Consider the following 11,687-nt stretch of genomic DNA (forward strand, 5'->3'; position numbering starts at 1 on the left):
CGGGAAGGGGTTTCCATGAAAATCGTGATTTGCGGCGCCGGACAGGTCGGCTACGGGATCGCCGAACGGCTGGCTGCGGAACAGAACGATGTTTCTGTCATTGATTCCTCGCCCAAACTGATCGATGCGATTGGCGATCAGCTGGATGTTCGCGGTTTTGTCGGACACGGCGCCCATCCGGATGTTCTGGCCCAGGCCGGAGCGGAGGAAGCCGATATGATCGTTGCCGTCACCTTGTATGACGAGGTGAACATGGTCGCGTGTCAGGTGGCCCACTCCCTCTTCAATGTGCCGACGAAAGTCGCGCGTATCCGCGCACAATCCTATCTTCAGGGCCGTTGGCGGAACCTGTTTTCCCGCGAGAACATGCCGATTGACGTGATCATTTCACCTGAAATCGAAGTCGGTGAAATGGTGCTTCGGCGTTTGGCTCTTCCAGGGGCTGTAGAAACCGTCCGTTTTGCCGACGACAATGTCGTTGTGGTCGGGATCATGTGTGAAGACGACTGCCCGGTCGTCGATACGCCGCTTCATCAGCTGACAGAACTGTTCCCGGATCTCGGGGCTGTTGTTGTTGGGCTGTACCGGAATAACAAACTGTTCGTGCCGAAAAGCAGCGATTCCATCTACACAGGCGATCTTGCTTATGTTGTCGCGAAACGGGATCAGGTACGCCGCACACTTAGCATTTTCGGGCATGAAGAGCCGGAAGCCGGCAAGGTTGTGATCGCAGGCGGTGGCAATATCGGCCTTTATGTTGCGAAGGCCTTGGAACAACGTCAGGCCGGTACAAAGATCAAGCTGATCGAAGCATCCCGTGAACGTGCCATTTCAGTTGCAGACGATCTCAAGCGATCAGTCATTTTGCATGGCAGCGCGTTGGATCTGACAATTTTGAACGAAGCCGATGCCGGTGATGCGGACACGATGGTTGCTCTCACGAATGAAGATGAGGTCAATATTCTGTCGTCCGTTATGGCTAAAAAACTTGGCTGTAAGCGGTCCTTGTCGCTCTTGAACAACCCGAGTTATCCCGCATTCACCAACGCGCTTGGCATTGATGCCTTCATCAATCCACGTGCCGTAACGATTTCCAAAATCCTCCAACATGTGCGCCGCGGCCGGATCCGGGGTGTCCACACATTGCAAAATGGCGCTGCCGAAATTGTTGAGGCAGAAGCGCTCGACACCTCGCCACTGGTCGGGCGGCCGTTGCGCATGATCGACTTGCCGTCCGGCATTCGGATCGGAGCGGTGTTCCGGGATGGCGAGGTTCTGACACCGAATGGAGATCTGCAGATCCAGGCGAAAGACAGGATCGTAATCTTTGCAGTTGCCAGCAGGGTCCGGCAGGTCGAGCAGATGTTCCGCGTCAGTCTTGATTTCTTTTAAGTCAGTATGACGTTTTTCTGATCTTGCATTTGTCTGACCAAACGGTCAAAACAGTAGCAATACCAATTGGTTCAAAAAGAACCTGCCGGGATCAGGAGAATTCATGAGCCGTATTGCCTATGTGAATGGTCAATATGTCCAGCATTCGGAAGCTGCAGTCCATATTGAGGATCGCGGTTACCAGTTTGCAGATGGCGTCTATGAGGTTTGCGAGGTTTGGAACAACCAGATCGTTGACATGCCGCGCCATCTGGACCGTCTCGGCCGGTCCTTGAGCGAATTGTCCATTGAATGGCCTATGAGCCGGCCGGCAGTCGAATTTGTACTGCGCCAGGTGGTGCGCCGGAACAAGGTGCGCAACGGGCTTGTGTACATCCAGGTGACACGCGGCGTTTCAAAACGTGACCATTTCTTCCCGCCGGCAAATGTCGCGCCTTCAATCGTTGTGACGGCACGCTCTTCCAACCCGGCTGCGGTAAACGCGCAAGCCGAGGCCGGGATTGCGGTATTCAGTTACCCTGAAAACCGTTGGCCGCGGGTGGATATCAAAACCGTTGCCCTGCTGCCGAATGTTCTCGCAAAGCAGAATGCGAAGGAAAAGGGTGGCAAAGAGGCCTGGTATGTGGACGCGGACGGCAATGTGACCGAAGGCGGCTCAACCAATGCCTGGATTGTCACAAAGGATGGCAAGTTGATCACGCGGCCGGCAGAGAGCGGTATCTTGCGTGGGATCACCCGCACAGCGATTTTGGACCTCGTTGAGCGCGAAGGGTTGTCTTTCGAAGAGCGGCCTTTCAGCCTCGAAGAGGCCTATGATGCCAAGGAAGCTTTTGTTACCGCTGCGACAAATATCGCAATGCCTGTTGTACGAATTGATGACAAGGTAATCGGGAATGGGCATCCCGGATCGGTTGCAACCCGATTGCGCGAACTGTTCCATACTGCTACTGATTTGAAGGTGGTGTGAATCGTAGCCCGCTTTATGCTGGGCTGGGGATACTTGAGGGTCAGGGCAGATGACCCACTGATAGATGGGCAATAAAAAAGCGGGCAGGCTGGGTACACCATAATCTGAGAGGATTTGTGCTTGGAACAGTCAGCCAGGAGAAAACCGGGTGCCTGGCCGCATCCGGACCAAATAGGATAAAAGAACACATGGCTGAGCGCGCACAAAACCTACAAGACACATTCCTCAATCACGTTCGCAAACAAAAAACACCGCTCACAATTTTCTTGATAAACGGGGTCAAGCTGCAGGGAGTTGTGACGTGGTTCGACAATTTCTGCGTTCTGCTGCGCCGCGACGGTCATTCGCAGCTGGTTTACAAACATGCCATTTCCACAATTATGCCAAACGGACCTGTTCAATTGTTCGACCAGGCTGAGGAAAACGCGGAAAAGGCAAGCTGATTGAAACCGAAGTCTCGCGAAGACGACTTTTCGAAATCCAATGGTTCAGAAGAACCGGGTCAGAAATCTCTTAGACAAAAAGACACTGGGGTAGATCGTCTGCCCCAGCGCTTTCGTGCGATGATCCTAGAACCGGTCATCCAGCTGCGTTCTGAAAACTCCCAGGCAGACCTCAGATCCAACCGGAGCCCGGAAGCCCGGCTTGACGAAGCGATTGGCCTCAGCGCGGCCATCAACCTGGATATCGTCCATTCTGGCGTGGTGCGGATAAACAATCCCAAGCCTGCGACGCTGTTCGGCGAAGGTAAGGTTGCGGAACTTGCCGGCATTGTTGCCAGTGAGGATCTGGATCTGGTCGTTATTGACCACCCGTTGTCTCCGGTTCAGCAGAGAAACTTGGAACGCCGCCTGAAGACCAAGGTGATCGACAGGACGGGTTTGATTCTGGAGATCTTCGGTGACCGCGCACGGACCAAAGAAGGCAAGCTTCAAGTCGATCTAGCGCATCTGACCTGGCAGAAAAGCCGGTTGGTCCGGTCCTGGACGCACCTTGAACGGCAAAGGGGCGGCGCCGGGTTCATGGGCGGCCCAGGGGAAACCCAAATCGAGGCCGACCGCCGTCAGATCCAAGAACGGATCATTGCGCTGCAGAAGCAGCTTGAAAGCGTGCGCCGAACCCGGGAACTGCACCGAAAGAAACGGAAGAAGATCCCGCAACCGGTTGTCGCCCTGGTGGGTTACACGAACGCCGGAAAGTCGACGCTGTTCAATCGTCTGACTGAGTCCGAGGTGTTTGCCAAGGATCTTCTCTTTGCAACGCTGGACCCAACGCTGCGCAAAATCACGTTGCCGCACGGACGCGAGATTATCCTGTCAGATACGGTTGGGTTTATTTCGGATCTGCCAACGCATTTGGTGGCCGCTTTCCGCGCGACCCTCGAAGAGGTGCTGGAAGCGGATTTGATCCTCCATGTGCGTGATATTTCGCACCCTGACACGGACGCGCAAGCCGAAGACGTCCAAAAGACCTTGGAAGAACTTGGGGTCGATGCGCTGACTGGCGCACCGATTATTGAAGTCTGGAACAAGATCGATCTCCTCGACAAGGACTACCGGGTGAAACTCCTTTTAGAAGAACAAGGTGAGGGTCCCGTCGCCCTGTCTGCTGTGACCGGTGAGGGCATTGATAATCTGAGTGCCCGCGTTGACAGTTTCATGGCGCGGCATGACGATATCCTGTCGGTCCGTATACCAGTGGCAGAAGGCGCATTGATTGCAAAGCTTTACCAGATGGCTGAGGTCCTCGAGCGTTCCGACGGCGAGGAATACGTGACCGTGGAAGTCCGGGTCTCGGACAAGCAACGTGGACCGTTCCGGGATCTCTTCGGCAAGTTTGCGTTTGATCCATCTGAATAACGGACCGATACACGCCCTTCGGGCTTCTGATACCGGAACAGCGCCAACCTTTCGAATTGACGGGTTCATTTTTCAATTGACCGGGACGGTACACGTCCTGGTTTGATGGCCGGTGATTGCGTTCCTGCCGCCGTATTTCCTGTTTCCGGTCTCAGTGCCGCCGAAATTCCGGCCATTTCGCTAACTATCAGTCTTAGAACAATAAAACTGGTCCAAAACGGATCGTCGGCACTCTGTTTTTTCGAGTTGGGGGCATATATGAAAGCGGTTCAACGCACTCAGACATGCGGCACGGGAATTCGGGGAAACCACCTGAAGCTTAGACAAGCATAACAATGCTATTCATGGTGGGAGCAACTGATGCGACTTATCTATCCGCATGTCGGATTTCTTCTTTTTATTGCTGTCGTTTACAGCGCACTTCTCAGCGGTGTTCCAGCTGAAAACCTAATACCAGCTACCTTTGGAGTTGGTGCATTTGTGGCCATGACAGTGTGTATGGTGCTGGCCGCTCGGATAAGGATCGTTGACGGACTTCTGGGTGGTCCCGGGCGATCTTACCAAGTGCACAGGATCTTTGCCCATTGGGCATGGATCATGACCCTTGCCCATTGGATTCTGGCTGAACCGCGCGGAGAAAGCATCGTGCCCGGCTGGGAAGAGTTTGGTACCCGCGCCGGGACGTTTTCGGGGATTTATCTCATGATCCTAGTGTTGTACGGGCTCATCCCGGCGATTCCCTATCATGTCTGGCGCTGGACCCATTATGCAATGGGCCCGATTTATCTCGTCACGGTCGCTCACGTCTTCCTATCGGCCATCCCTGTCGAATATTTCTGTGTGCATTGGTGGGTACTGGCAGTCTTGTCTGTGGTTGGCATTGCTGCGATGGCGCGTGTCATCGCGCACCATTTGCACCGGCCCCGCCGAATGCAGGTAAGCGAGTTGAAGCACAACCATGACAGCATCGATATCCGCCTTGAGCCAAGAGATGGCAGGGGGCCGGTCGAATGGTGTCCGGGCCAGCATGCGAGCCTCTCCTGCGCCAAACGAGGCCTTCGGGAACCGCACCCGTTCACGATTGCATCGGCGCCAAGTCAAAACGGCATGCGTTTCGTTATCTTCGACCGTGGAGATTATACAAAGAAGCTGCAAACGCAGCTCAAGGTTGGCGACGAAGTGCTGTTGAACAGGATTGCGGGTGACTTTGCCCCACAAACCGATCCGAAACGGATCTACAGGCAGATTTGGGTTGCGGGCGGAGCAGGGATTACCCCGTTTCTGGCAGCGCTTGGCGCAATGTCACCTGACCACGGGCCGCGGATTGACTTGTTTTATATTTACAGGTCCATGAACCATGCGGTCGATCTCAATTATCTGGCGGCAATGGCCAAACGGTTGCCTCAACTGGTGGTGCATTTTCTCGGCGATGCGGAAGGTGCCCGGTTCAACATGGAGACCTTCGATGCCCATTTGCCGCCTGGTTGGCAGTCATCCGAGCTCTTTGCGTGCGGTCCGGATCCACTTCTGACAATCGCATGCCGGTCCTATCGCGCAGCCGGAGGTCAACTGCCGATCCACACGGAGGTCTTTGATTTCCGCAATCCCATACGGACATGGCGGCAGGTCTTCGGCCTCGGACCCAAACGCACCATCCAGCAGCGCCCCCCCTCAGAGGACGCTCATCCGATCGGTCCGAAAACCATCGGGGCACCAGCCGGATTGCAACCGGCCTGGCCACAGCGGAGACCTCAACTGGCGCCTGAACCAGGCGCGATACCGTCGCCCGTGGCAAGTTGATGATCAAAGGTTAGGAATTGGCGCTGGTTCGTGAAGGACTAGCGCCAATTCATTTGGGCATACACTCAATGTCTAGTTCTATTTGGCCGGGGGATGATAGGCGCAACAGGTAAGCTGGTTCCGGCTGAATTGCGGCAATACAGTATTGAGGCGCACTCTTCGCGAGACGTTATCCCTCTCACCGGAAAAGGCCAGCACCAACGGTTTGCGAAACAATATATATTTGTTGGCAACCAGCCCGGTAATACCCCTTTTTTCGCTGATGCGGAGCATGACTGATGGATCGGTCACGGCGACCTCTATCCGGCCGGCTGCAAGCATACGAACAAGATCTTGTTCAGTGTCCACGCCCGTCGCCGTGGTGGCGTGGTGTTCGACCTCTTCTTGAATTTCAATCGGGTAGACAAAGCTCCGGACATACCCAACCGGGTAGGGTAGTTTTCAAAGAGATCGTGCGTGTTGCGCCAAGACACACTGCTGTCCTGACGATGAACAACTCCAACCTGAGACATCATGATGGGCCGGGAGCCTTTGAAACCTTCGATGATTTCTTCTGGCCAGGCCGGAAAATAGCCTATGTACTGGCCGCTTTTTGCAAGCGCCTTGGCACGGGGGAACGACATGTAATCGATTTCGAGGGTCACACCGATCTCGGCCAAAGACGCGCGGAGAACGGCAACAGCGCTGCCACCACCCTTTTCCTGCGGGCTTGAATAGGGCGGCCAATCCAATGCTGAAATGCGCCACGTCTCAGCATGCGCTGAAAACGCAGCTGTGAGGGTCGCCATTGCAAACAGCGCAAAAGCTTTGAGGAGTGCCATGAGTGTCTGGTGCTTCCGAGCGTGTTTTGCAGAAGTGTGAGAGATTCTGACCTCAAGTAAACCTTGGCAAAACACGTATGGTTAGTTTTTGCGAGTCTCAAAACAGGATCAGGTTGCAGCTGGGTCCTGTTTCTTTGCAGCTTGCCACGCCGTTTCCATTTCTTCGAGGCTCATCGCTTCCAGTGTGGTTCCATTTGCCTCTGCAACGCCCTCGATTGCTGCAAACCTTCGGCGGAATTTCCGGTTGGTCCGGCGCAGGGCTTCTTCCGGGTCGATATCGAGGTGCCGGGCGAGGTTTGCCAGGGCAAAGAGCGTGTCCCCCAACTCGTCTGTGATCCGGTCCTTGTCAGGGTCAGGTTTGGCGAGTTCCTCGTCCAGCTCATGGGTCTCTTCCCGGATCTTGTCCAGAACCAGCCGGGCATCGTTCCAGTCGAAACCGACCTTGGATGCCCGGCGCTGGAGTTTGTCCGCTTCTTGAAGGGCAGGGAAGGCCGTTGGCACGTCGTCGAGAAATCCCTTATTCGGCTCGGCAAGCCCCAGAGCTTCCCGTTCAGCACGCTTTTCGGCCCGTTCTTCCGATTTGATGCGTTCCCAGATTCCCTTGACGAGTTCGGGTTTTTCACCGGTTTCGTCGCCAAAGACATGCGGATGCCGGCGGATCATCTTTTTGGTGATGCCCTCCACCACATCGGGAAACGAAAACTGATCCTCTTCCTCTGCCATCCGCGCGTGGTAGACCACCTGCAAGAGGAGATCGCCCAGCTCTTCGCGCAGCTCCAGCATGTCGTCTTTCGCGATCGCGTCGGCGACCTCATACGCTTCTTCCAGAGTGTAGGGCGCAATCGTCGCGAAGTTCTGTTCCAGATCCCAGGGGCACCCGGTCCCGGGCGTGCGCAGGGCAGCCATGATTTCGATAAGGCGGGCGATGTCTCGGCTGGGTTTCATTGGAGGCCTTGGCAGATAATTGTTGCGCACGTAGATGCCACTCTTGGCAGGTTCCAAGGTCAGTTTCAATCCGCCTGACAAGTTGCGCAGAAGTAAGCCTTGCGTGTGTCGATTTCGACCTGCGTGATATCACCCGCACAGGTGGGGCAACTTCGTTTCCCGAAGATATTGACCCGCTCGCGATACCGGCCCCGACCGGGGGCAGCCTCATCGACAGTTATGATCGCGTTGCGTTTGACGCCGATCTCGAGCAAATGCACGGCATCGGCCCATAGGCGCTCAAAGTCATCTTTTGAGAGGTCTTTTCCAGGCCGGTCAGGATGAATACCTTGGCGCCACAAAATTTCACTGCGGTAGATGTTGCCGATACCGGCCAGAACGGATTGGTTCATCAGGAGCTTGCCGATGGGGGACCGGCTCTTTGAGATCCGGGTGTAGACCCGCTCAGGATCTGCATCTGCGCGAAGGATGTCGGGGCCAATCCGCGATGTCAGCTTGGTCAGATCATCCGGATCGAGGATCTCACACGCCGTTGGTCCGTTGATATCGATGAGATGTGTGTCGCCAATCATCCGAATACGTACTGCGCCCCGCGGTTCGGGTTCAGGCAGTTTCCTTTTTCGGATACGACCGAACAGTCCGAGATGGACGTGGAGAAAGGTTTCTCCTTCAAAACGGTAGATCAGATGTTTGCCGTAGGCCTCGACATCTTCGCAAAGGCGTCCGTTGAGCCAGGCGGCTCCGTCTTCGAACCGCCCTTGCGGCGAAGAAATGGCTAAATAGCGATTTTTGAGGATTTTCCGGTGGTCACGGGCGGCACGATGGATCGTATGGCCTTCTGGCATTGGCGAACGGCTCTTGGAAATGCGGGGCGGATGAAGGGCTTCAAGTTGAAGTCCTCCAAACCATAGTGCGCGTTTCCGAGCAGACCAGTCCTGAGATCACCCTCAGAACGCGTTACCCGCGGATTGAGGGATGCCAGAAGGTCACAGCGCGCTCCAGAAGCGCAACCAGGCCATAAAACAAAGAGCCGGCCAACGCTGCGACAGCAATTTCCGCCCAGACCATATCAACGTTCATACGCCCGACTTCCGTGGAAATCCGGAAGCCCATGCCAACAATCGGGGTTCCGAAGAACTCCGCCACGATGGCGCCGATCAGGGCGAGCGTGGAGTTGATCTTGAGCGCATTGAAAATGAACGGCATGGCCATGGGCAAACGCAGCTTGAACAAAGTCTGCCAATAGTTGGAGGCATAGGTCCGCATCAGATCCCGTTGCATGGAGTCGGATGCGGCGAGACCAGAGACCGTATTCACCAGCATCGGGAAGAACGTCATGATGATCACGACGGCCGCCTTGGACGGCCAGTCGAAGCCGAACCACATGACCATAATCGGCGCGACACCGATGATCGGCAGCGCGGAGACCAGATTGCCGATTGGCAAAAGTCCGCGGCGCAGGAAGGGTACCCGGTCGACCAGGATCGCGATCAGGAAACCTGCTCCGCATCCAAGCGCGTAGCCGACGAGAACGGCTTTTAGGAAGGTCTGCTGGAAGTCGGCCCAAAGGGTGGGGACAGACGTCGTCATCCGCAGCCAGATCTCGGACGGCGCTGGCAGCAAGACCTTGGGAACACCTGCGCCGGTGACGATCAGCTCCCATAGGATCAAGAGCGTGATGCCAAAGATCGCCGGAATGGCCAGGTTCACAATTCGGGTGGTGAGCACCGACCGGCTTTTCCAGATCGCCAAACGTTCCACGAACAACCAAAAGGCCGCCCAGGTTGCAGCCGTCAACGCCCAGAACCCGAGAGCAGCGTCCCCTTCGTGGCGGCCCGCCGCGCTGATCAAAAGCAAAGCTGCAAGGGCCGCGACAATGCCCAGGGCCAAGTCGCCAATCCAGTTGCGCATAAAGCCAAGCTCATAACGAACGCCAAGGATCGCCAGAAGCACGAGGCACAAGGCAAGCTGCGGTGCCTCCAGAATGCCGATATCCGGTTTGAAGGCGGTGCTGAACAGCCCGACAACAACCATGGCAACGACAAACCAGGCGAGCAAGGCCGGCATGTCGAACCGGCGTTTTGAGACAATTTGTGCACTCATCTCGCCATTCCCATGCGCTTCAATGTGAGTTTTTCAAGGGCGCCGATCAGGGCCACTAAGCTTCCGGCCAGGAAAGCAGCCATCAAAAGCGCGGACCAGATCTGAATGGTTTGACCGTAGTATGAACCCGCGAGAAGGCGTGCACCAAGTCCGGCAACGGCTCCGGTTGGCAACTCCCCAACGATCGCGCCCACCAGAGACGCCGCCATGCCGATCTTCATGGATGTGAAGAGGTAGGGAACCGCGTAAGGCAAGCGCAGTTTCCAAAACGCTTGAAGACGCGTTGCAGAATAGGTGTGCATCAGATCCATATGAATGACTTCCGGAGAGCGCAGGCCTTTCACCATGCCGACGGTCACCGGAAAGAAGGACAGATAGGTCGAAATCATCGCCTTCGGCAGCAATCCGGAGATGCCGACGGCATTCAAAACCACAATGATCATCGGCGCGATGGCAAGGATCGGAATGGTTTGCGAGGAAATCACCCAAGGCATCAGAGACTTGTCGAGAACGCGGCTGTGCACGATCCCGACAGCAAGCAGGATGCCGAGCAATGTCCCGATCAGAAATCCGAGAAGGGTCGACGACAACGTAATGCCGGAATGGTAGATGAGGGACCGCTTTGACGTGATCTTCTTTTCGACCGTTGTGTTCCAGATCTCAGCGATGACCTGATGCGGTGCCGGCAGAACGGGGCGCTCCTGGGCCAACGTATCTGTGACCAACCGGCTCATTGGCACGTCGGTCTGATTGGCCCGCTCATACATGTCCTGCTGAAACGGCGTGTTCAAGGCAACAGCTGCGATGTACCAGATTGCAAAGATCGCGAGAACGACCACCAGGACCGGTCCGAGAGTGCCGGACATCAGACCAGCAAACGGATTTGTGCTGCGCGGGGCGGTGAGGGCTGTGTCAGACATAAGCTGCTCCCTCAGTCTTCATAGGAGTGACCGGCCTTCAGGCCTTCGCGGACACGGTGGGCGATCTTCAAAAACTCAGGCGTCTCGCGAATGTCCAGATTACGGTCGCGCGGCAAGTCGCTTTCGATCACGTCATAGATCCGGCCGGGGCGGGGGCACAGGACGACGATCTTGGTTGAAAGGAACACGGCTTCCGGAATGGAGTGGGTGACAAAAACGACGGTCTTGTTGGTTTTCGCCCAAAGTTGCAGCAGCTGCTCGTTGAGGTGATCGCGCACAATTTCATCGAGCGCGCCGAAGGGTTCATCCATCAGCAGGAGATCGGGTTCTACCGCCAAGGCACGGGCAATGGACGCCCGTTGCTGCATTCCCCCGGAAAGTTGCCACGGGTATTTCTTTTCAAATCCGGCGAGGTTCACCAGTTCCATGTTTTTCTGGATACGCTGCTGCTGTTCTTCGCGTGAAAGGCCCATGATCTCCAGGGGCAGCGCAACGTTTTTGGCAATTGTTCGCCAGGGATAAAGGGCCGCCGCCTGAAAGACATATCCATAGGCGCGATTGAGCCGTGCCTCTTCCGGCGAAACGCCGTTCACGGTGATTGATCCAGCCGTTGGCCGCTCCAGATCGGCAATCACGCGCAGCAGGGTGGTCTTGCCGCAGCCGGATGGACCGATGAAGGAGACGAAGTCACCCTCCTCGATTTTCAGATCAATGTCGGACAGCGCATGGACCGGGCCATCGTTGGTTTCAAAGGTGAGCGACAGATTGTCGATATCGATCACCCGGTTCGCCTGTGAGCTCATGGCGTCTTCCAGTCCATCTTCAATTTCAGCGGCAGTCAGCATTGTCTTCTTTTTCCTACAGGCGACGGTCGCGGGGC

General features: G+C 55.8%; 11 protein-coding genes. 5 read left to right on the plus strand and 6 right to left on the minus strand.

Going from position 1 to position 11,687, the window contains the following annotated elements:
- Positions 1-15: 15 nt before the first annotated feature.
- The 5 genes from trkA (at position 16) to AC0J4F_RS17060 (ending at position 6,018) form a co-directional block, all read left to right on the plus strand.
- Entirely contained in the window at positions 16-1,392 is a 1,377-nt protein-coding gene (trkA, locus tag AC0J4F_RS17040) for a Trk system potassium transporter TrkA (protein WP_133947349.1), read from the plus strand.
- Positions 1,393-1,495: 103 nt separating this feature from the next.
- Entirely contained in the window at positions 1,496-2,359 is an 864-nt protein-coding gene (locus AC0J4F_RS17045) for a D-amino-acid transaminase (RefSeq protein ID WP_473024110.1), read from the plus strand.
- Positions 2,360-2,547: 188 nt separating this feature from the next.
- Entirely contained in the window at positions 2,548-2,802 is a 255-nt protein-coding gene (gene hfq, locus AC0J4F_RS17050; protein ID WP_006934516.1) for an RNA chaperone Hfq, read from the plus strand.
- Between the two features lie 120 nt (positions 2,803-2,922).
- Positions 2,923-4,218 (plus strand): GTPase HflX, encoded by a 1,296-nt coding sequence (hflX, locus tag AC0J4F_RS17055; protein ID WP_133947765.1) that lies wholly within the window; start codon positions 2,923-2,925, stop codon positions 4,216-4,218.
- A gap of 360 nt (positions 4,219-4,578) precedes the next feature.
- A complete protein-coding gene (locus tag AC0J4F_RS17060; protein WP_473024111.1) occupies positions 4,579-6,018 on the plus strand; it encodes a ferric reductase-like transmembrane domain-containing protein in 1,440 nt (479 codons plus the stop codon).
- Between the two features lie 299 nt (positions 6,019-6,317).
- On the opposite strand, the gene AC0J4F_RS17065 is transcribed toward AC0J4F_RS17060, so the two are convergent.
- The 6 genes from AC0J4F_RS17065 to AC0J4F_RS17090 form a co-directional block, all read right to left on the minus strand.
- Positions 6,318-6,839, minus strand: coding sequence for a hypothetical protein (locus AC0J4F_RS17065; RefSeq protein WP_473024112.1), 522 nt, complete (start codon positions 6,837-6,839; stop codon positions 6,318-6,320).
- Positions 6,840-6,947: 108 nt separating this feature from the next.
- Complete coding sequence (gene mazG / locus AC0J4F_RS17070) at positions 6,948-7,784, minus strand: nucleoside triphosphate pyrophosphohydrolase (protein ID WP_473024113.1); 837 nt, start codon at positions 7,782-7,784, stop codon at positions 6,948-6,950.
- Positions 7,785-7,849: 65 nt separating this feature from the next.
- The gene (locus tag AC0J4F_RS17075) at positions 7,850-8,629 is read right to left on the minus strand and encodes a DNA-formamidopyrimidine glycosylase family protein (protein ID WP_133947359.1); all 780 of its coding nucleotides are present in this window, start codon (positions 8,627-8,629) and stop codon (positions 7,850-7,852) included.
- A gap of 112 nt (positions 8,630-8,741) precedes the next feature.
- Positions 8,742-9,887 (minus strand): ABC transporter permease, encoded by a 1,146-nt coding sequence (locus tag AC0J4F_RS17080; protein ID WP_473024114.1) that lies wholly within the window; start codon positions 9,885-9,887, stop codon positions 8,742-8,744.
- Positions 9,884-10,807 carry an ABC transporter permease gene (locus AC0J4F_RS17085; protein ID WP_473024115.1) on the minus strand — a complete coding sequence of 308 codons (924 nt, stop codon included), beginning with the start codon at positions 10,805-10,807 and terminating at the stop codon, positions 9,884-9,886. The genes AC0J4F_RS17080 and AC0J4F_RS17085 overlap by 4 nt, the downstream gene beginning before the upstream one ends.
- 11 nt (positions 10,808-10,818) lie before the next feature.
- Entirely contained in the window at positions 10,819-11,610 is a 792-nt protein-coding gene (locus AC0J4F_RS17090; protein WP_133947767.1) for an ABC transporter ATP-binding protein, read from the minus strand.
- Positions 11,611-11,687: the final 77 nt, after the last annotated feature.

It is taken from the genome of Roseibium sp. R5, from assembly GCF_055755305.1.

What these genes read in the sequence shown, in the direction of transcription:
- AC0J4F_RS17085 (WP_473024115.1), bottom strand. Translation starts at nt 10,807, where the DNA reads ATGTCTGACACAGCCCTCACCGCCCCGCGCAGCACAAATCCGTTTGCT.
- hflX (WP_133947765.1), top strand. Translation starts at nt 2,923, where the DNA reads ATGATCCTAGAACCGGTCATCCAGCTGCGTTCTGAAAACTCCCAGGCA.
- AC0J4F_RS17090 (WP_133947767.1), bottom strand. Translation starts at nt 11,610, where the DNA reads ATGAGCTCACAGGCGAACCGGGTGATCGATATCGACAATCTGTCGCTC.
- AC0J4F_RS17065 (WP_473024112.1), bottom strand. Translation starts at nt 6,839, where the DNA reads ATGGCACTCCTCAAAGCTTTTGCGCTGTTTGCAATGGCGACCCTCACA.
- AC0J4F_RS17080 (WP_473024114.1), bottom strand. Translation starts at nt 9,887, where the DNA reads ATGAGTGCACAAATTGTCTCAAAACGCCGGTTCGACATGCCGGCCTTG.
- AC0J4F_RS17060 (WP_473024111.1), top strand. Translation starts at nt 4,579, where the DNA reads ATGCGACTTATCTATCCGCATGTCGGATTTCTTCTTTTTATTGCTGTC.
- hfq (WP_006934516.1), top strand. Translation starts at nt 2,548, where the DNA reads ATGGCTGAGCGCGCACAAAACCTACAAGACACATTCCTCAATCACGTT.
- AC0J4F_RS17075 (WP_133947359.1), bottom strand. Translation starts at nt 8,629, where the DNA reads ATGCCAGAAGGCCATACGATCCATCGTGCCGCCCGTGACCACCGGAAA.
- trkA (WP_133947349.1), top strand. Translation starts at nt 16, where the DNA reads ATGAAAATCGTGATTTGCGGCGCCGGACAGGTCGGCTACGGGATCGCC.
- AC0J4F_RS17045 (WP_473024110.1), top strand. Translation starts at nt 1,496, where the DNA reads ATGAGCCGTATTGCCTATGTGAATGGTCAATATGTCCAGCATTCGGAA.
- mazG (WP_473024113.1), bottom strand. Translation starts at nt 7,784, where the DNA reads ATGAAACCCAGCCGAGACATCGCCCGCCTTATCGAAATCATGGCTGCC.